This is a genomic window from Bacillus cereus group sp. RP32, from assembly GCF_040459735.1.
GTDB lineage: Bacteria > Bacillota > Bacilli > Bacillales > Bacillaceae_G > Bacillus_A > Bacillus_A wiedmannii.
On the sequence record NZ_JARVHO010000001.1, the window covers coordinates 4,310,217 to 4,329,118 of the forward strand.

The window sequence follows — 18,902 nt, forward strand, 5'->3', positions numbered from 1 at the left end:
CTATGTGTTCCTAAAACAATAACAGCATATGTATAAAAGTCTGTGTAGTAATTAGACTGAAAGTAAATATGTACTGTACATTTCATTTACTATCATTACTTAAAACACCTAAATAGTTGGTATTTGTTTTTCTTCTTTTAAGACAGAAAGGAATTTTAATAATGTGCGTAAAGCTCTCACCAGACTCTTTACTACACACACTCTTATACACATAGAAAAACTATTTTTAGGTTGCTATTTTTTTAACTTTACATATTCTCGGTTGATTGGATATGAACTTCAAATCGTAACATATCGAAAAGCAATAGAAAATAACCCGTAACATAAGTTACGTTTTGTAATTGTTTTGTAACACAAATGTAACATATGATTTTTAAACATACAATAGTTTCTTTACATTATTTTCCCCTATCTACATTTTAAGGTGTTAATACAGTGCTAAAACGAGTTTCATCTCCCACCTGCTATTGGACTATCATCCTTTGAATACTTTAGGAAAAAGCCCTCTTTCTTAAAGTACTCAAATTAATTACATAGATAACTCTTTTTTCACCCAAACATTACGAAGGCCTTTAACCTTTTATTTTCACATTAAATATATATAGCTTTTTTTTGATATAACCATATTAAGAAAATAGGACGAACTTTTTCTTCCTTTTTGTTTCTATTTGCATCGAGTTCTTTTGCTAAATGTTTTTTATGCCAAATAAAAAAGGTATCCTCCAATACTTTGAGGATACCTTTTCATTTTTATTATCTCTGCTGTTTTCTACCTAATACGAGCAATCCAAAACTCATCATAATAAGAAGTGCTCCCATATATGGTTCCACAGGCATTTTCTGTCCTGTCTTCGGTAATTCTTTTTCAGGCTTCTCTAGATCCGTTGTTTCTGGTTTTTCTGGATCCGTTGTTTCTGGTTTTTCTGGATCCGTCGTTTCTGGTTTTTCTGGATCCGTCGTTTCTGGTTTTTCTGGATCCGTCGTTTCTGGTTTTTCTGGATCCGTCGTTTCTGGTTTTTCTGGATCCGTCGTTTCTGGTTTTTCTGGATCCGTCGTTTCTGGTTTTTCTGGATCCGTCGTTTCTGGTTTTTCTGGATCCGTCGTTTCTGGTTTTTCTGGATCCGTCGTTTCTGGTTTTTCTGGATCCGTCGTTTCTGGTTTTTCTGGATCCGTCGTTTCTGGTTTCTCTGGGCCTGGTGGTGCTAAAGAAGTCAATTTGTTTAATACTTCTAATTGAACTGGACTTATCATTCCTTTTGTAATTTCAAATGGAATTGGATTAGTTAATTTTTCATAACCCTTTGGTGCTTCTACTTCTACAAGTGTGTAGTGACCTACAGATAAGTCTGAGACTTTCGCTTTTCCTTCTTTATCTGTTGTTACTTTCGTTACTACTTTGCCTTTTTCGTCATGAACTTCAAACACTGCCCCTGATAATACATTCTTACTTTCAGCAGCCATTTTTGTAATTTCTACTGAACCTTTGTCTAACTGTTCATTCTCTACTTTTAGTAATAAAACTTCTGTCATACCTTTTTTGATTTCGAATGATACTGGTTCTGTTAGTTTTTTGTAACCTGGTAAACTCTCCTTTTCTACTAATTTGTATTTTCCTACTGATAGATCTGAAACTTTCGCTTTTCCTTCTTTATCTGTTGTCACTTTCGTTACTACTTTGCCTTTTTCGTCTTGAACTTCAAAGACTACACCTGCTAACGGTGCCTTATTATCTTTATCTATTTTTGTGATTTCTACATTTCCCGTATCTACCATTTCATTTTCTATTTTTAATGATAGAACTTCTGTCATACCTTTTTTGATTTCAAACGATATTGGTTCTGTTAATTGTTTGTAACCTGGTAAGCTTTCTTTCTCTACTAATTTGTATTTTCCTACAGATAAGTCTGAGACTTTCACTTTTCCTTCTTTATCTGTCGTTATTTCGGTTACTACTTTGCCTTGCTCATCTTGTACTTCGAAGACTACGCCTGCTAATGCTTTTTGACTATCTTTATCTACTTTTGTAATTTCTACTGAGCCTTTGTCTAACTGTTCATTCTCTACTTTCAATGATAAGACTTTTGTCATACCTTTTTTAATTTCGAATGATACTGGCTCTGTTAATTTTTTGTAGCCTGGTAAATTCTCTACTTCTACTAGTTTGTAACTTCCTACAGATAGATCTGAAATTTTCGCTTTTCCTTCTTTATCTGTTTTTACTTTCGTTACTACTTTTCCTTTTTCATCTTGCACTTCGAATGTTACGCCTTCTAATAACGCGCCACTTTCTTTGTCTACTTTTATAATTTCTACTGAACCTTTATCTACTAATTCGTTCTCTACTTTTAGTGATAAAATTTCTGTCATACCTTTTTTGATTTCAAACGATACTGGTTTCGCTAGTTTTTTATATCCTGGTAAGCTCTCTACCTCTACTAGCTTATATTTCCCTACTGATAAATCTGAAACGTTTGCTTTTCCTTCTTTATCTGTCGTTACTTTTGTTACTACTTTATCCTTTTCATCTTGCACTTCGAATGTTACGCCCGCTAATACTGCGCCACTTTCTTTATCCACTTTTGTAATCTCTACTGTTCCTTTATCTAACAGTTCGTTCTCTACTTTTAGTGATAAAACTTTCGTCATACCTTTTTTGATTTCAAACGATACTGGTTCTGTTAATTGTTTGTAACCTAGTAAGCTTTCTTTCTCTACTAATTTGTATTTTCCTACAGATAAATCTGCAATTGTTGCTTTTCCTTCTTTATCTGTTGTTACTGTCGTTACTACTTTTCCTTGCTCATCTTGCACTTCGAAGACTACGCCTTCTAATGCTTTTTGACTGTCTTTATCCACTTTTGTAACTTCTACATTACCCTTGTCTAACATTTCATTTTCGACTGTTAAAGCAAGAGATTTTGTCATGCCTTTTTCAATTTGGAAAGTAATCGGATCTACCAATTGCTTATATCCTTTTGGTGCTTTCACTTCTACTAACTTATATGTGCCAACTGATAAATTAGTAACTTGTGCGTGTCCTTTTTTATCTGTCGTTATTTTAGCGACTACTTGTCCTGCTTCATCTTGAATATCAAATACTGCATCAGCTAAAGCATCTTTATTTTCTTTGTCTACTTTTGTAATTTCTACATTTCCTGTATCCACTAATTCATTTTCGACTGTTAGCTTTAACGCTGTTACTCTACCCTTTTCAATTTCGAATAAAATTGGTTTTTCAAGTGGTTTGTATCCTGCTGGTGTTTCTACCTCCACCAACTCATACTTCCCAATAGATAAATCTGAAACGTTTGCTTTTCCTTCTTTATCCGTTGTTACTTTTGCAACTACTTTTCCTTTTGAATCACGTACTTCAAATACAACATTTTTTAATGGTGCTTTACTATCTTTATCTATTTTTGTTATCTCTACATTCCCTGTATCCACCATTTCATTTTCTACTTTTAATGATAGAACTTCGGTCATGCCTTTTTTGATTTCAAATGATACTGGTTTTTCTAGCTTTTTATAACCTGGTAAACTTTCTACCTCTACTAATTCATACTTTCCTACTGATAAATTTGAAACATTTGCTTTTCCTTCTTTATCTGTCGTTACTTTTTTAACTTCGTTACCTTTCTCATCTTGGACAACGAACGTTACTCCCACCAACGGTGCTTTATTATCTTTATCTATCTTTGTTATCTCTATATTTCCCGTATCTACCATTTCATTTTCTATTTTTAATGATAAGACCTCGGTCATGCCTTTTGTAATTTCAAACGATACCGGCTCTATTAATTTCTTATAACCTGGTAAACTTTCTTTTTCTACTAATTTATACTTTCCTACTGATAAATCATCAATTGTTGCTTTTCCATCTTTATCTGTTGTTACTTCTTTTACTACTTTATCTTTTTCATCTCGTACTTCGAAGACTACGCTTTTTAATGCTTTCTGGCTGTCTTTATCTACTTTTGTGATTTCTACTGAACCTTTATCTAACTGTTCATTCTCTACTTTTAATGATAGGACTTTCGTCATACCTTTTGTAATTTCAAATGACACTGGCTCTGTTAGTTTCTTATAACCTGGTAAGCTTTTCGTCTCTACTAATTTGTACTTTCCTACTGAAAGATCTGAAACGGTTGCTTTTCCTTCTTTATCTGTTGTTACCTCTTTGACTACTTTATCTTTTTCATCTCGTACTTCGAAAACTACGCCTTTTAATGCTTTCTGGCTGTCTTTATCTACTTTTGTAATTTCTACTGAACCGTTATCTAACTGTTCATTCTCTACTTTTAATGATAGGACTTTCGTCATACCTTTTGTAATTTCAAACGATACTGGCTCTGTTAGTTTCTTGTAACCTGGTAAGCTTTTCGTCTCTACTAATTTGTACTTTCCTACTGAAAGATCTGAAACGTTTGCCTTTCCTTCTTTATCCGTCGTTACTTTTCTTACTACTTCACCTTTCTCATTTTGGACTTCAAATTCGACATCCGCTAATGCTGAACCGTTTTCTTTGTCCACCTTTGTAATTTCTACATTACCTTTATCTGTCATTGCATTTTCTACTGTTATTGGGAATATGCCGTCCCCTGTTACATTTACTTCGAATTCTGTTTCTTTTAATTGGTATCCTTCAGGCGCTTTCGTTTCTTTTAAAATATATTTTCCTGGCGCTAACGGTTTAGAAATTGCCTTACCATCTTTATCTGTAATAATATGCTCAACTACTACACCGTCTTTTACTATATCAAACTCTGCATTTGCTAATGGTTTTTCACCATTTTCTGAATCAATTTTCTTTAATTCAATTTGACCCTTTTGCAAAGTATTTTTAATTTCAAATGCTTTTGTTTCTCCAGCTTGAAGTGTAACCTCTACTGGAATCGTTAATTTTTGATACCCTTCTGGTGCTACTGTTTCATAAATTTTATACGTCCCAGGAGCTAAAGTTTGAGGTACTGAAAAGCCGTTTTCGTCCGTTATCAGTTTTGCAACAACTTCATTTGCACTATTTCGAACTTCAAATTCGGCACCTTTTAACCCTTTGTTCGGATTCTCAGCATCTATTTTATGAATCGATACTGTACCTTCTTTTGGAGCTTCAGGCGGTGTAACAGTTACTTCTTTCGATGTTAATGTTTTATCATCAAAATGTAATTCTGCCTTATTAGGAATCTTCTTATCTACGTAAGAAGATAAGTCTGCATTAGCTTTAATTTTCGCCTTAATACTAAGGTTAATTACCTGGTCTTCATATGACTTATAGTCAAAATTCTCACCAAACGTAAATGTTACTTCACTTTTTTGTTTATCTATCTTTAGTGTTCCTTTAGAAGTAATATCTTGGCCATTTTGATCATATACTTTTGCCTCTAATACTTCTAAAACATCCTCTAAATCATCACTAATTACCATTGACGTATAATTAGACGGATTTTTCGGTATATGTGTACCAACTTGGTATTGAATAGGTTGATCCATTTGCGCTAACTGCTGATTCTCTACAAGCTTACCATTCTCATCAACTATATTTTTTTCAATACTAGGTGGATTATCGTCGCCTGAACCGGTTCCTCCCCCACCACTTACGAATACTTCTCCTACTTTTTCTTCAGTTTTAATATTTTTGCCTTCTAATTTCACTGTATTTTTATGAGGCTTTGCAGCAGGATTAGTAATCTTTGTTTTATATCTTAAAATATAACCTTTTGAACTGTCTGGAAATTCAATTGTAAATCCAGTCTTCGTTGCATTGATTTTAATTTTAGATAAATCTGCTGGCTTAACATTTGTTGGTGCATAACCATCTTCAAATACAGCCTCTTCTAATACTAAGCTATTTGTAATTAACTCATGCCCAGGTCCTAATGTGTCTGTTAATTTAAGATCTTGCATTTCTGTTCCAGTTGCATTTACATATACAAGCCAATCAGCAATGGACGGATCTTCTTGATTATAAGAACCCCATTTCAATAAATTATCTGTATTGGGATGTGGCTTCGGTCTCTCTGTCGTATTATTTACACTTACTTCTTTATTAACGATTTGACCATCAACGTTAAATTCTAATGGAATTTCTTTGACACCATCATATGCTTCTAGCCCAAAGTAGAATTCTACGAATAAAGAACCTTTAACGTTATTCTTTCCTTCTACGTAATCACCCATAGTACACGTCAATAGACCTTTTTTCATCTCACATGTACCAACTGTTTTTCCTTCAGCATCTTTTAAAGGAAAACTCATATTCATAAGATCTTTTCTAATTTCTTTTGGCATATCAATTGTGAATTGATCTCCACTTTTTATTTTTTCTTTAGCTGACCACTTCACTTCTACTTTCATGCCATCTGAGGCTTGATATGGTTCAGACGTTGTACCATCAGTACGGGATATATTAATCTCGTCCACTGGATTTTTTATCACAGCGGCTTGAATAACTGGAGCCCACACATTTAGCACTGAAAATAATACTAGAAAAACTAATGAAATCATCGAAATATGACTCTTAGTACTTTTCATTTGCATAATTCCCTCCTATTTTTTATATTTATATAACAAAAAAAGACCGTCCGGTTGCATCAAAAATGTGCAACCAGACGATCTTAGTAACCAATATGTATTACCGTAGACTCTAAGCTTTGCGGCCTATCCTTTCGAATAGTGTGCTAAAAATATTTTTTATTCTTTTTTTGTTTCATTTTCCTCTTAAACCAAATATTACTATACCGTCTGGACGGTTATAATTCAATACTCTATAAAATTGTTCTATTTTTCTAATAAAAAAACAATTCACCAGTGCATTAAATAAGCAATGGTGAATTGTTTTATATTATATAGTTCGTATATTCTGTTTATATGAATTACAAATAAGAGCTTGAATCACTTTTTCTCTTAATTCGGGGCTTAGTCTTCCAACCCCTAAATATTCCGAATACCATAATCCATCTGCCGCTAATCTAATAATTGTGGCACAAACTGAATCTATCTCATCATTTTCTATTTTATTTTGCAGTTGCTGAAATGATTGTTTTAACGGTTCAAGTAATTCAGGTTTTAGCATTAATGCTGCCATCATACTACTCCCCAGCTCTTCTACTCTTCTCTCATTACTTAATCTTTCCTCTACAAAAGAACGTACCCATCTTCCTTTCTTCTCTAAGTCCTCCGCTACTTTACTGTGAATGGCTTCTTGATACTCCTCCGTCCCTTTGAGTATCATCCCCTCTATTAAAGCTTCTTTAGTTGAATAGTGATACAACAATCCACCTTTACTTATCCCCGCCTCTTTTGCTACCGCTTCTAAAGTTAACTTAGCAACCCCTTTACATTGCACAATTTGAGAAGCGGCTGCTAAAATTTTTTGCCTTGTTATACTTATACTCATTCCTTTTTAAAACCCCCATTTCTACTAAATTTATATAAATACGTATCTTATTTTTAATATCGCTGAGTAATAATAAATATTTTCTTTATACAACAAAGGCTTCATTACCTTTGAATTGTTCGTTGCTTCTTCTATTAAAAATTTCCATATCATTCAATATGATAACATCAAACACTCACAATTGACTATACATCTATACATTTATATTCATTGAAAATATATCCATAAACATGAAATGCATACAAATTGATTATCCTTATATATTTAATCTATAATTCAAAGAGGTTTATATGTACATAAAAATAAAGTGAACTTTTATAAGGATGATTCCATTGAAAAAATTTTCTATTAGTTATTTAATATGCTTACTGGTTTTTTCTGTCATTGTGAACGTTTTACAGTATACACTAGTTCCAAATTATGCTGACTCCTGGGGACCGATTTGGGTATCTATTATTATGTTTTCAATTCTTGGAAGCATTCCTGTTCTTATCGGTTGTTTATTAGGTGAATTTTGTTATAGAAAAATAAAAGGAAGTCACGAATTAAAAATTGGAATCCCTTTATTTATATTGTTAGGTATTTCTTACAATCATTTACTCTTTATGTGGTTTAACAAAAGAGATTTTCTATCCTTTTATTTAGAAGCTTTTCTGGATACTGGCCTTCCTATTACTATATCATCTTTAATCTTTTATCTTATAAGACGACGTTAATTCTTTCATCATTGCATAAAAAAATGTTATTACTCCTGATAAATTGAGTAATAACATTTTATTTACTAAATTTGCTTCCAACTAGCATCCTTCACATCTTCACTAGTCAGTTTTCTAACTGATCCCACAAAACATTCCTCACAAGCACCAAATGCAATGAGGTTTTTCTGTGCTTGTCTTAACGAGACTTCATTCGCCCCGCCTTCAAAGTCAGGACCGTTAAACTGAACCTCATCATCTTCCCAATAACATATATTACAAATTTCATATGTACCTGGTGGTTCTTCTTCTATTGTTCTATACTCGCAGCACGGACAAGTGTATTTCATTCTGTCACTCCATTATTAACTTGTTTTTTCCGATATATTCCGGCCCACAAAGAATGTAACAGCGCAAATCATAGTTATTCCCATGAAAAAAATATTAGAATCTTCATATGTAGTTGGAATCCCAACCGTTACTGAAACAATACTACAAGCTAAAAGTAAATATAATAATAAAGATATAATATAGCTTAGTTTAAATCGTAAAATGATACCCCTAAACAATAATTCCCCAAGTAGACAGCCACCTAAAATGATAGGTACTCCGAAATACAATGTAAGGACTCCCATTTGCGCAGTAGATTGAATTATCTTTCCAATTATGTTTGGCGAAGTCATCTCATCATTTTTTCCTATCCTATCATATAAATCAAGTGCCGTTACTGAAATAAAGAAACTTAATATAGAAAATGAATACGGAATTAAAAACTTGCTCACTCTCATTCACCTCGCTTTTTTGTTTCACATATATTATTCATTATTTTCACATGAAAAAATAGCCCTCTATCCTAAAACATAGAGGGCAGAATTTTTATATAAAAACCTATACCTTATCCTGAAGTGCTCCCCATAAACAGAACATCTAAACTATCTGTGCCCGATATTCTTTAGGGGATAGGTGGTTATTAGAAAGTAGTGTCTTCTTTTTTATAATATTCTTTTGAAATCTCTTCATAAAATGCAGCTGATGTCGTGTAAAAATAAGGTACTAACCATAAGAAACCGATTCCTAAAGTAAGAATACTTAAAATGAACCAACCTAAGAAACTTAAGCATAGTAAAAAGTAATCCATTTTATGTCCATTCATCATACGACGGCTTTCAGTAATCGCTTGATTCGCTGTATATTCTGGATGATCATTCAAAATAAAATATGTCATAGAATAAGAAAATGATTTAATAATACCTGGAATAATAAGAAGTAATGTCCATAGAACCAAGTACACATTCATTAGTAAATATGTTAAAAACGATTTCATAAACTTACTTCCATCGTTAAACCATCTAAATATATGCCCAATACGAGCATTAGTCCCGCGAATTACATTTAAAACAAAATAAGAAGCACCTACTGTTAACGGCCCGATAATAAACATTGCAATAATAGTTACTGTAAGTGACTCATTTGCTTCTTCCCAACCCCAAAATATCGAGAAAATACCTGTAGTTAAAATTTCAACAGCTCCAATAAGGATTCCGACTAATAAGGTTGCCCCTACCGCTAATCCCCATTTTCCTTTTAATGCATCAAGTGCTTCTCTTTTTAACTGACTTATCATATATAGCCTCCTAATACTTTTTCTATATTAGTATACCATTTATATCAAAAATTCCACATATTTTCCTGAAACAGAAGCATACTACCTTTTTTGATATGTATTGATATATGTGCGCTGTAGCTTTACTAATATATGAATTAAGTCACTCATTTTCCTATAATAAAAAAAGCCTGCCTTTCATAATAGGCAAGCTTTTTCAAGTTAATTCTCACTCATTCTCTTCTTATACCAATCCTGCATTCTCTCCGCATCTTCTACTCTCGTATGCTCTAATTTATAATCCGATGATGCGTTAGAGAATTTGTACGTACATAAATCCGCACGGCGCTGGAAATAGGATTGTGTCTTTTCGATTGATTGGACGTGCCTTCTTCTAACAAGTCCTGTATATTTTCCGACGCTGCGATATACAAGCGTAATTTGCTCTCCGTTTACACTGTAACCATTTGTTTTAAATGTTGCGTATCCAAGTATAAAGATGAGGATCGCGAGCGGAATGAATGCCCACATGATGTAATACTTTTCAAAGTATATACTTATTCCAGTAAGCGGGATTGCTAGCATAGCGAAAAAGATGAAACTATCAATGAGATAGCGGCGCAATGCTGCTTTTGGTAATGAAATAATGTTTGTATTCAGTTCATATGGTAGTTGTAAATGTGCGAGTAACTGTTGTACACGATCTTTTCGAATGATAGGATGCAGTGTAACCTTTTCTTTCTCGTCACCCAGTCCTTTACCTTGAATCACTTCTACTTGTACAGCACAATAACCGAATGGCTGACGTAAAATACTTTCTTTTATCGTAATACCTTGAATGCGGTGTAATTTTAGGACGAGTTCTTTTTTCTCAAGTAATCCTTGCGAAATGCGGACTTCATCATTTCTTCGATTCACTGTGAAATCTCCATGTTTTAGCGCATAACCGATTGTCGATATAATCCATGAAAGGACAATCAAAATAGTTATCATGAAAATCCAGCCATATATATCATGTTCCATTACATACGACTTGACGCCATTCTCTATCCATTTCGGAATGTACTCATCTACTTGGTGATACACGAAAAAGATTAATGAGAATAATAGTCCAAACTGACCAGATGTAACAGACGCTAGCAAAATTTCTTTCCAAGTTAATTTATATTCAGTCGCTTGCTTTTCCTCTGTTACGATTTCTTTTTCTACTACTTCTTCTGCTTTCACTTCTGGAGTTGGATCATTTAGCATGGCAATAAGCTCTGTTGCTTCTTCTACTGTAATACCAGCTAAGCTTACTTCTGCATCGTCGCCTCCGCCAGCTGTTTCGATTTGAATCTTTTTTAAGCCAAGCATTTGATATAGCACGTTAGAACTTGTATTAATCGTTTGAACACGCTCTTTATTTAAGTAGCTCTCCTTCTTCACAAAGAGCCCTTGCTTCACATGTAATACGTTATTTTCGACCCAATATGTTGTGTAATACCATTTTTCAAATGCTGAAAAAACGGTGAGTAAGCCGAATGCAGCGGGAATTAAATACCAAAACGGGAATTTTCCATTTAAGCTAAACATGAAAATAATGAGTGGTATAAAGTCTGTTATTTTTAATTCTAATAACATCGTGATTGGATGCTGTCTCTTATACATCCTCATCACTCACTTTCGCTAATTCTGCGATTTTCGTTTTCAACATTTCTGCTTCATACATCGTTAAGCCTGGGATGCTGTGAGAAGTTGCAGCTGTTGAAATGTGTAATTCTGCTAATCCATATTTCCTCATAATCGGCCCTTGTTCAATCGTCACGTGCTGTACACGAATCATCGGTACTAATACACGCTTTACGACGAAAAGACCGTGCTGAATTTCAAGCTCTTCTTCATTTAATTGATAACTGTAATAACGTTGACGTAGTTTCGGGAATAAAAAGTACGAAAATGGTGCGAACACAACTGTTAGCCCAATCATTACATACAAAATCCACGCCCACCAATCAAACTTTATCATGAGGAAAAGGTAAGCTAACATGACCAGAATACCAATCCCTTCTTCAATTACAGCACGAACTTTCCACACCTTGACCATCTCAGGGTTAATTTCATTTTTCAATGGATCCATGTAACCACTCCAAATCTAGTAATCTAATATACGAATACTCTTAATCTATATTTTACATAACTTTACATAAAATTGAAATTTAATCTTCTTTCTTCTCAGGAATAAAATATCCGAACCAAAGTAGCCAAATGAAGCCAATTAACTTCATCCAACTTCCATCTGCTTGAAAAGATTCAATCATACCTGGTATTTTATAAATCCCGATAAATCCAAGAAAACCGAGCCACCAGTTTTTTTGCATTTTCATTTTTATTCCTCCTTCATTACGTTTTTCACATTTTGAATCCAAATTTCTTTATACTTTAACTGGAATCCCATCAGCATGTAATTACTCATATTATCGATTACGAGCGCTAACGTATGAGCATTTTCTTCCGTTGCCTGTTGTGACACAACGTCAAGTTCTACACCTTTCTTCAATAAATCGTGGAAACCATTTAAGAAATCTTCTTGTATTTCAAATAAGCGTTTCTGATACTTTTCATTTCGCGATGCAGTTACGATAAATTCATTTATAACGCGTAATATTCCTTCTTGCCCTTCATACTCAGAGAGCATATGTAAACCATCAGCAATTAACTTTTCTGCAAAGTTTTCTTTCGTATATTGCTCTTTATTGAAATAACTCACGAAATGATACCCAGAAAAAATTTCTTCAAATAAAAAATCAACTAACGCTTCTTTAGAAGAAAAATGATAATAAATAGCCGGTTTTGAAATACCTACCTCTTTCGCGATCATGGAAAGACTCATTTTCTCAATGCCGTGCTCTGCCATGAGTTTAAATGATGCCTCTACAATGTTTTGCGATGTTTGTAAATTCTTTGTCATACTGTACCTCACTTATTTTTACTTACCGGTCGGTAAATAAATTATAAAATGAAACGAAACGATTTGCAAGTTAGTTAGAGTGACAGAAGGGATTTATTGGTAAATATAGAAAAGTATAAAGTAAAAGCAATATATAACAATAAGGAGGATATTCCTATGGGACTTGGCAGTAAAGGTGGTAACGGCGGCACTGGTGGCGGTGAAGCTGGACAAGCTGGTAAGAGCGGCTTTCCATTCATCGTTGTACTCTTCATCGTATTGATTATTGCCGGAGTTAGCTATATCGGCATTAACTTCTAAAAAAAGCATCCTAAATCATAATTTAGGATGCTTTCTTTTTAATTCCTATTTAACAATCGCATACGATAACAATTCATCGTCACTTCGCCGAGTCTTTGCAGTAATTGATAGTTCGCATATGCGCCGACCGGGGCACCGATTATCGGTACGAGCTGAAGCATTTTGGCTAAATCGATATAGTCTCGGTACTCTGTTTGGAACTTTTCCCAGTCCATATGATTTTCTTCTTCTGTATCCCACGTTTCGATTGCTTTCCATATTTCTTTTCTATGATCATCACTTGAAAAGGCAAGCTGGAAGACGTGAAGGATAAAAAGGCGCTCTTCTTTGTTGCTCGTATCAAATCCGTACAACGTTGCTGCATCGAATAAAAATTTAATTTTAATGCCGAGTAAGAGCGGAAAGTCAGCAAGGCCAAGGAGAATACCGCCAGCTCCTGTTCCAGCCCCTTCTGCCGCTGCTATTTTTTTGTACTCATCCATTTTTTTACGTACTTCGTCGTCTCGTCTTTGCAATGACCAGTTCGTCTCTTTTAATTTCGGCTTTATAAAGTTTGATCCGGCACTAATCGTTTGCACCATCATCCGAATCGTTTCCGTTAATACTTTTTGCACTTTCGCCGGAATAAGCTGTTGTACTTTCGTCTGCACTTTCTTAGAAAACCGTGTCATCATAGAAGAATCTTTCATGAATGTAGCTTTCCACTGCTCCAATTCTTTTATAACCTTCTCTTCGTATGTAATCATAGGTTCATTCCCTTCAATTTAAACGCTCAATACGTTTCGCCCCGTATTGATAAACGAAACCGATACTAAATACTATGCTTACGACTAGTAAAATTCCCGTCATCATGAAATCTTTCGTCGCAAGCGCGAATATAACTGTAAATACAACGCTACCGGTAATAAGGATCGCATTTAATAAGACAAGAAAATCTTTCTTCTTCTCTTCTCCCCCGACTGGATACAAATCAAGCCAAATCTTCATGCGGTGATGCTTCCATAAAGTTAATAGCTGATAACCGATTAAGTATAGGAAAATAAGGCTTACGATAAATCGTCCATATAAAAACGGAATGAAGTAAAGAATAACTCCTCCAAGTGCGAGCAAACGCACATATAAACCAAAATAGTTACCAGATCGTAAAAACGTTCTCGTATATAAGTATAAATATGTACGCTTTTCACCAATCATTGAAAGAATGAAATCAAGCCATTTTCTACGTGCTACTCTTTCTTTTAATGCTGGTACATCAACGAACATGTTCGCGATGCGGTACAACAACATCATCTTCTTACCTTCTTCAGAAATTAAGCACTCCCAGTTTAGCGGCTTTCCCTTCACCATTTGATGCAGTACTACAAGGTATAACACCATGAGAAGGACGATTCCGCCAACAAACATAACGGAAGTACGCTCTACAAGGAAGTACACAAATAAGCCGTTTAAAATAAAACGAATGAACCAATCAGCTCTTTGTATATTTTGATCTGTTAAAAATGACTTTTCCCACGCGACGAATAAGTTCCACGCTTTTACGATGACAAACGCGATTACAATCCATATGTAAGCCGCTCCTGTTTGTTTCATTTGCTGGAAGTATAACGGGGCAAGCGCTGCCGCTACGATTGCGATTATGTATAACTGAATCATAAACGTAAAGAGAAATGCCTTTGTGAAGTAAGGTTTTAACTTTTCTTCAACTGGCAGCAAGTAAACGAGATCTGCTTCTTTTAATAACGTTTGAATAGATCCGGCCGTTAATACGAGACCAAGCAACACTGCCATAACGAGCGCTGTCGGAAATGAAGGTGTTAACGTTTGTAACCATTGCTGGTAATAATACGCTCCTGCGCCAATGATAAATACGAAAATAAATTTCAAATGATCATTAAATACGTATTTACTATATGTACGAACTTCTTTTAGAAAGTGACGAAATCGTTCTTTCCATAATGCTGTGCTATTCATAATCTTCTTCCTTCGTTAATGCAATATAAATATCATCTAACGTTGCACCTGGCATATTAAACTGTGATTGCAGTTCAGATAATGTTCCCTTCGCTCTCACTTCTCCTTGATGCAAAATAATAAACGAATCACAATAACGCTCTGCCGTAGCTAAAATATGTGTACTCATTAAGATTCCTGCACCGCTCTTTTTCATTTGATCCATCATTTGAAGGAGTGATTGAATTGCTAACGGATCAAGCCCAACGAACGGTTCGTCCACAATGTAAAGAGATGGCTCCACTAAAAACGCACTCATAATCATTACCTTTTGTTTCATCCCTTTTGAGAAATGAGACGGAAACCATTTTAAACGATTTTTCATACGAAATTCTTGTAATAGTTGTCCTACACGTTCTTCGTATTGTTTTTCATCGACACCGTACGCCATCGCTGTTAACTTCAAATGTTCTTCTAGCGTTAGCTCATCATATAATACTGGTGTTTCTGGGATGAACGAAAAACTAGAACGGTACGCTGTCATATCGTCACGAATTGTTTTCCCATTAATTGTGACAGTTCCTTTTTTCGGTTCCATTAAACCGATAATATGTTTAATCGTCGTACTTTTACCCGCTCCATTTAAACCGATTAAGCCGACAAGTTCGCCTTTATTAACAGAAAACGAAACATCTTTTAGTACAGGTCGTTTCGTATATCCTCCTGTAACATTTTCTACACGCAATAACTCGCTCATACGACACCACTTTCTTCATTAGTATTCATTCTATATTCATCTTACCAAAAATAGCGCTGTACTACATAGTATCGATGCGTTCAAAAAAAATTTAAATTTGTTCGCATATATTTTTACGAAAGCGGACATCATAATTATTGAAGAAGGAACACATTGAAAAAGCAACCACCTATTGATGAGTACAACAACATAGTGAAGTCATCATGAAATGGGGTGTCCATGTTGGACAAAGAAATTTACACATAACCAGATCATTTGTTTCATTTTAGAAACGGGGTGTCTCCGAAAGAGCATATACTGTTTTAAAAAATAAACAATTTCCTTTTATAAAGATTGCAATTCATTTCACTTGAAAATGGGGTGTCTACGGCAGAAACTTTAGCCGATTTACCGTGCATTTCTTAAATAAATGAGGTGTCTGCGAAACGTAAATTACGATAATGCTTTTTCAATCCCTCTTCAGAAAACAGGAAGCTGAGTCAGCTTCCTGTTTTTCGTGTTTGTTCTCTTATATAATTATGGTAAAATACGGCTAAGGCTACTTGAAAGGATGAGATTAATGAACCATACAGCGGACAATTGTATTTTTTGTAAAATTATTGACGGGCAAATCCCTTGCTCAAAAGTATACGAAGATGAACATGTGCTTGCATTTTTAGATATTAGTCAAGTAACAAAAGGACATACTCTTGTTATTCCAAAAGTTCACAAACAAGACATTTTTGCGTTAACGCCAGAAATCGCATCGCACATTTTTTCTGTCGTTCCGAAAATCGCAAATGCGATTAAAGCAGAGTTTAATCCAGTTGGCTTTAACCTACTTAACAATAACGGTGAAAAAGCTGGACAAACTGTGTTCCACTTCCACCTTCATTTAATTCCACGCTACGGTGAAAACGATGGTTTCGGTGCTGTTTGGAAATCACATCAAAATGAATACACAATGGAAAATTTACAAAACATCGCAAGTACAATTGCAAATAGTGTGGAATAGTGACACTATAATAAGAAGTAATACATAACAAGCCACTTTCCTAAAGTCATTACATATTGCACGGCTTGTTTCTCCATTCAAGATGCCGGGGAATGTGCATTGCACACTTTTCTTTCCCTTGTCTTAAAGATATGCATATTTTTTCACATCATGAATACGAACAAAAAATAAGGAGGTTTCCTTTTATGTCAAAAGCTAAATCCTTTATTACAGGTGTCATTTGCGGCGGAGCAGTTGCTGGATTAGCCGTTCTTTTCTCTACTCCTTCTTCTGGTAAAGCTATGCGCGGTAAGTTGAAAGAAAAAGGAACTGATATTAAAAAGACTTTAGCTGATATTACAGCTGATACAAAATTATTAAAACGTCAAATCGTTGAAACTGCTTCGGAAGGTAAAGAAGTGTTTCAAGAATTAAAAGAAGATATGCAAGACACGTTTTCTAACTGGAAGCAAGATATTTCTCAAAACAAACGACATATTGAGCAAGAAATTTTGGACATTCAAAAATCAATTGAGAAACTACAAGAAGCTGTTCCGGAAAAAGCGTAAACAAATTCCTGCTTAGTTTTTTGCATATAACAAATATTTTTTTATATAAATCGACCTTAACACGGCATATCACACAGATATGCCGTGTTTTTATGCATTTACAATATATGTTATCACTTAACATGTAAGGACAACACATGTATTCACGACTCATAAAACGCTTCCATAGTTATGCATGATTTGTATAGAATGTCATTTTTCCGAAAAATTTTCACAATTCTCACAAAAAGACTTTATTAATTTTTACTTTACTGGCATAATAGATAGTAATGAAAAAGAATGTTAAAGTGGGTGAGTAAATGAAAAGTGGAGAAAAAGATTACTCGGTAAAAGAAGCGATGATTTTCAGCCAACGCATTGCTCAATTATCGAAAGCGTTATGGAAATGTGTAGAGAAAGATTGGCAACAGTGGATTAAGCCTTACGATTTAAACATTAATGAGCATCATATTTTGTCAATCGCTTATCATTTAAAAGGGGCTTCTATTTCTGAGATTGCTAAGTTTGGAGTTATGCACGTATCAACGGCGTTTAACTTCTCGAAAAAGCTGGAAGAACGCGGCTATCTTGTATTCTCGAAAAAAGAAGATGATAAACGAAATACGTACATTGAGATTACAGACAAAGGGGAAGAATTACTACTTCGCTTAATGGAGGAGTATGATCCTGAAAATAACTCTGTATTTAATGGGGCTCTTGCACTTCGTAATTTCTATGGTAAGTTCCCAGAAAATATCGAACTTATCGCTATCTTGCGCAACATTTACGGACAAGACTTCATCGATATTTTTGAGAAATCATTAGAGAATATTGAGGAGAATTTTACGGAATCCGATCAGAAGTTAGTTAAGAAGTAATCTATTTATTGTTTCGCAATCATGCTTAAGAATTCATTCATAAGCGGCTTAAATAAACCTTGTTTTGCTAGCGCTTCCGCAGTTTCGTGTACTTCGAGCTGATGTGGAAGCGCTTTTTCAAATTGATCTAACAGCGCATCGAACAAAAGAAGCCCTTCTGCTTTCTCCACTACATATTGCTCGTTCAATATTTCACAAAGATTTAGTATACGTTCAATATCTTTTTTACGAGCTTTTTTCTTTATGATCAAAGAATAAAATGGACACTTTTCTTCATCAATCATTTTAAATAGTAGGTCTACGTAGTATTCAGCTTGTTCTAATCTTCTAACAACGTCCATTTTCTCCCTCTCTTTCTAACACAAAGTCTTCTATTTCTGAATTTTATAACACGAACAAAATATCGTATGATACAATATATAAAGTATATGTATTTTACCAAAAGGAGGTCTCGCCTCATGACACTTATAACAGTTGTTTTTGTCGCATTCGCACTTCTTGTTATATTTTACACGAATTTCATGACACATACACTGTGTGAACGAAAACAAATAGCTGCGAGCCGCCAACCCGGTGTCTTTCGGGTTATTAATGTATGTATAACAATTTTATTAATTTCTAGTTATATAGAAATTATATTTCATGGAAAGTGAGGAAGGAAGCCCCTTCCTCACTTTTTTCCTCTATAAGCAAATTATACCTACTATAACCAATAAAATAAACAGTACAAGTAATAAAATAAGTTGAGAATTCATCCCCATCCCCTCCTCTTTTCTGTATATGCGGCATGCGCCCAATATGGAACACCTTCAAAATCTGACACGCACTGGTTAAATTTTCTTTATCAATATG

19 protein-coding genes, 1 pseudogene and 1 riboswitch are annotated in these 18,902 nt (G+C 34.5%); of the genes and pseudogenes, 6 read left to right on the forward strand and 14 right to left on the reverse strand.

Annotation, left to right across the window (positions count from 1 at the left end):
• Nucleotides 1-753 precede the first annotated feature (753 nt).
• Together QCI46_RS22210 and QCI46_RS22215 are read right to left on the reverse strand one after the other, a co-directional pair.
• The gene (locus QCI46_RS22210) at nt 754-6,537 is read right to left on the reverse strand and encodes a SpaA isopeptide-forming pilin-related protein (protein WP_353841405.1); all 5,784 of its coding nucleotides are present in this window, start codon (nt 6,535-6,537) and stop codon (nt 754-756) included.
• A 59-nt stretch (nt 6,538-6,596) separates the two neighbouring features.
• Nucleotides 6,597-6,689, reverse strand: a riboswitch (cyclic di-GMP riboswitch).
• Between the two features lie 152 nt (nt 6,690-6,841).
• Nucleotides 6,842-7,396, reverse strand: a complete 555-nt coding sequence (locus QCI46_RS22215; protein WP_353841406.1) for a TetR/AcrR family transcriptional regulator — start codon at nt 7,394-7,396, stop codon at nt 6,842-6,844.
• 332 nt (nt 7,397-7,728) lie between these two features.
• Here QCI46_RS22215 and QCI46_RS22220 point away from each other — a divergent pair, with 332 nt between their 5' ends.
• Nucleotides 7,729-8,112, forward strand: coding sequence for a hypothetical protein (locus tag QCI46_RS22220; protein ID WP_353841407.1), 384 nt, complete (start codon nt 7,729-7,731; stop codon nt 8,110-8,112).
• Between the two features lie 65 nt (nt 8,113-8,177).
• On the opposite strand, the gene QCI46_RS22225 is transcribed toward QCI46_RS22220, so the two are convergent.
• The 7 genes and pseudogenes from QCI46_RS22225 to QCI46_RS22255 form a co-directional block, all read right to left on the reverse strand.
• Nucleotides 8,178-8,441: a CPCC family cysteine-rich protein gene (locus tag QCI46_RS22225; RefSeq protein ID WP_353841408.1), complete on the reverse strand. Its 264-nt coding sequence runs from the start codon at nt 8,439-8,441 to the stop codon at nt 8,178-8,180.
• Nucleotides 8,438-8,879, reverse strand: a pseudogene (locus QCI46_RS22230) (hypothetical protein). Before QCI46_RS22230 ends, QCI46_RS22225 begins: the two are co-directional and overlap by 4 nt.
• Before the next feature lie 182 nt (nt 8,880-9,061).
• The gene (locus tag QCI46_RS22235; RefSeq protein WP_131933761.1) at nt 9,062-9,715 is read right to left on the reverse strand and encodes a DUF975 family protein; all 654 of its coding nucleotides are present in this window, start codon (nt 9,713-9,715) and stop codon (nt 9,062-9,064) included.
• Between the two features lie 201 nt (nt 9,716-9,916).
• The gene (locus QCI46_RS22240; protein WP_353841409.1) at nt 9,917-11,344 is read right to left on the reverse strand and encodes a PH domain-containing protein; all 1,428 of its coding nucleotides are present in this window, start codon (nt 11,342-11,344) and stop codon (nt 9,917-9,919) included.
• On the reverse strand, nt 11,337-11,813 hold the full coding sequence (locus QCI46_RS22245; RefSeq protein WP_353841410.1) for a PH domain-containing protein: 477 nt from the start codon (nt 11,811-11,813) through the stop codon (nt 11,337-11,339). Before QCI46_RS22245 ends, QCI46_RS22240 begins: the two co-directional genes overlap by 8 nt.
• Before the next feature lie 79 nt (nt 11,814-11,892).
• On the reverse strand, nt 11,893-12,060 hold the full coding sequence (locus tag QCI46_RS22250; RefSeq protein WP_353841411.1) for a hypothetical protein: 168 nt from the start codon (nt 12,058-12,060) through the stop codon (nt 11,893-11,895).
• A 2-nt stretch (nt 12,061-12,062) separates the two neighbouring features.
• Nucleotides 12,063-12,644, reverse strand: coding sequence for a TetR/AcrR family transcriptional regulator (locus tag QCI46_RS22255; protein ID WP_353841412.1), 582 nt, complete (start codon nt 12,642-12,644; stop codon nt 12,063-12,065).
• A 156-nt stretch (nt 12,645-12,800) separates the two neighbouring features.
• On the opposite strand from QCI46_RS22255, the gene QCI46_RS22260 reads away from it, so the two are divergent.
• Nucleotides 12,801-12,944, forward strand: coding sequence for a YjcZ family sporulation protein (locus QCI46_RS22260; protein WP_353841413.1), 144 nt, complete (start codon nt 12,801-12,803; stop codon nt 12,942-12,944).
• A gap of 38 nt (nt 12,945-12,982) precedes the next feature.
• On the opposite strand, the gene ecsC is transcribed toward QCI46_RS22260, so the two are convergent.
• Genes ecsC through ecsA form a run of 3 tightly spaced genes read right to left on the reverse strand, consistent with a single transcriptional unit; the run spans nt 12,983 to nt 15,651 of the window.
• Complete coding sequence (gene ecsC, locus QCI46_RS22265) at nt 12,983-13,690, reverse strand: ecs operon protein EcsC (protein ID WP_000634133.1); 708 nt, start codon at nt 13,688-13,690, stop codon at nt 12,983-12,985.
• A 13-nt stretch (nt 13,691-13,703) separates the two neighbouring features.
• Nucleotides 13,704-14,915 carry an ABC transporter permease EcsB gene (gene ecsB, locus QCI46_RS22270; protein ID WP_353841414.1) on the reverse strand — a complete coding sequence of 404 codons (1,212 nt, stop codon included), beginning with the start codon at nt 14,913-14,915 and terminating at the stop codon, nt 13,704-13,706.
• Nucleotides 14,908-15,651 (reverse strand): ABC transporter ATP-binding protein EcsA, encoded by a 744-nt coding sequence (gene ecsA / locus QCI46_RS22275; protein WP_001292603.1) that lies wholly within the window; start codon nt 15,649-15,651, stop codon nt 14,908-14,910. Before ecsA ends, ecsB begins: the two co-directional genes overlap by 8 nt.
• Nucleotides 15,652-16,210: 559 nt before the next feature.
• Here ecsA and QCI46_RS22280 point away from each other — a divergent pair.
• The 3 genes from QCI46_RS22280 to QCI46_RS22290 all read left to right on the forward strand — a co-directional run bounded on the left by QCI46_RS22280 (nt 16,211) and on the right by QCI46_RS22290 (nt 18,050).
• Nucleotides 16,211-16,645, forward strand: a complete 435-nt coding sequence (locus tag QCI46_RS22280; RefSeq protein ID WP_001016839.1) for an HIT family protein — start codon at nt 16,211-16,213, stop codon at nt 16,643-16,645.
• Between the two features lie 185 nt (nt 16,646-16,830).
• Nucleotides 16,831-17,193, forward strand: coding sequence for a YtxH domain-containing protein (locus QCI46_RS22285; protein WP_353841415.1), 363 nt, complete (start codon nt 16,831-16,833; stop codon nt 17,191-17,193).
• Nucleotides 17,194-17,492: 299 nt separating this feature from the next.
• Nucleotides 17,493-18,050, forward strand: a complete 558-nt coding sequence (locus QCI46_RS22290; protein ID WP_000834920.1) for an HTH-type transcriptional regulator Hpr — start codon at nt 17,493-17,495, stop codon at nt 18,048-18,050.
• 5 nt (nt 18,051-18,055) lie between these two features.
• Here QCI46_RS22290 and QCI46_RS22295 read toward each other — a convergent pair whose 3' ends face one another.
• Nucleotides 18,056-18,391, reverse strand: coding sequence for a DUF1878 family protein (locus QCI46_RS22295; RefSeq protein ID WP_000383652.1), 336 nt, complete (start codon nt 18,389-18,391; stop codon nt 18,056-18,058).
• Nucleotides 18,392-18,508: 117 nt separating this feature from the next.
• On the opposite strand from QCI46_RS22295, the gene QCI46_RS22300 reads away from it, so the two are divergent.
• On the forward strand, nt 18,509-18,703 hold the full coding sequence (locus QCI46_RS22300; protein WP_000172690.1) for a hypothetical protein: 195 nt from the start codon (nt 18,509-18,511) through the stop codon (nt 18,701-18,703).
• A 30-nt stretch (nt 18,704-18,733) separates the two neighbouring features.
• Here the strand turns inward: QCI46_RS22300 and QCI46_RS22305 are convergent, their stop codons facing one another.
• Nucleotides 18,734-18,847, reverse strand: a complete 114-nt coding sequence (locus QCI46_RS22305) for a hypothetical protein (protein ID WP_002007073.1) — start codon at nt 18,845-18,847, stop codon at nt 18,734-18,736.
• Between the last annotated feature and the right edge of the window lie 55 nt (nt 18,848-18,902).

Excerpts from the sequence above, each read along its gene's own strand:
- QCI46_RS22235 (WP_131933761.1), bottom strand. The coding sequence starts at position 9,715 with ATGATAAGTCAGTTAAAAAGAGAAGCACTTGATGCATTAAAAGGAAAA.
- QCI46_RS22210 (WP_353841405.1), bottom strand. The coding sequence starts at position 6,537 with ATGCAAATGAAAAGTACTAAGAGTCATATTTCGATGATTTCATTAGTT.
- QCI46_RS22280 (WP_001016839.1), top strand. The coding sequence starts at position 16,211 with ATGAACCATACAGCGGACAATTGTATTTTTTGTAAAATTATTGACGGG.
- QCI46_RS22295 (WP_000383652.1), bottom strand. The coding sequence starts at position 18,391 with ATGGACGTTGTTAGAAGATTAGAACAAGCTGAATACTACGTAGACCTA.
- QCI46_RS22285 (WP_353841415.1), top strand. The coding sequence starts at position 16,831 with ATGTCAAAAGCTAAATCCTTTATTACAGGTGTCATTTGCGGCGGAGCA.
- QCI46_RS22255 (WP_353841412.1), bottom strand. The coding sequence starts at position 12,644 with ATGACAAAGAATTTACAAACATCGCAAAACATTGTAGAGGCATCATTT.
- ecsC (WP_000634133.1), bottom strand. The coding sequence starts at position 13,690 with ATGATTACATACGAAGAGAAGGTTATAAAAGAATTGGAGCAGTGGAAA.
- ecsB (WP_353841414.1), bottom strand. The coding sequence starts at position 14,915 with ATGAATAGCACAGCATTATGGAAAGAACGATTTCGTCACTTTCTAAAA.
- QCI46_RS22250 (WP_353841411.1), bottom strand. The coding sequence starts at position 12,060 with ATGAAAATGCAAAAAAACTGGTGGCTCGGTTTTCTTGGATTTATCGGG.
- QCI46_RS22260 (WP_353841413.1), top strand. The coding sequence starts at position 12,801 with ATGGGACTTGGCAGTAAAGGTGGTAACGGCGGCACTGGTGGCGGTGAA.
- QCI46_RS22225 (WP_353841408.1), bottom strand. The coding sequence starts at position 8,441 with ATGAAATACACTTGTCCGTGCTGCGAGTATAGAACAATAGAAGAAGAA.
- QCI46_RS22300 (WP_000172690.1), top strand. The coding sequence starts at position 18,509 with ATGACACTTATAACAGTTGTTTTTGTCGCATTCGCACTTCTTGTTATA.
- QCI46_RS22215 (WP_353841406.1), bottom strand. The coding sequence starts at position 7,396 with ATGAGTATAAGTATAACAAGGCAAAAAATTTTAGCAGCCGCTTCTCAA.
- QCI46_RS22290 (WP_000834920.1), top strand. The coding sequence starts at position 17,493 with ATGAAAAGTGGAGAAAAAGATTACTCGGTAAAAGAAGCGATGATTTTC.
- QCI46_RS22240 (WP_353841409.1), bottom strand. The coding sequence starts at position 11,344 with ATGTATAAGAGACAGCATCCAATCACGATGTTATTAGAATTAAAAATA.
- ecsA (WP_001292603.1), bottom strand. The coding sequence starts at position 15,651 with ATGAGCGAGTTATTGCGTGTAGAAAATGTTACAGGAGGATATACGAAA.
- QCI46_RS22245 (WP_353841410.1), bottom strand. The coding sequence starts at position 11,813 with ATGGATCCATTGAAAAATGAAATTAACCCTGAGATGGTCAAGGTGTGG.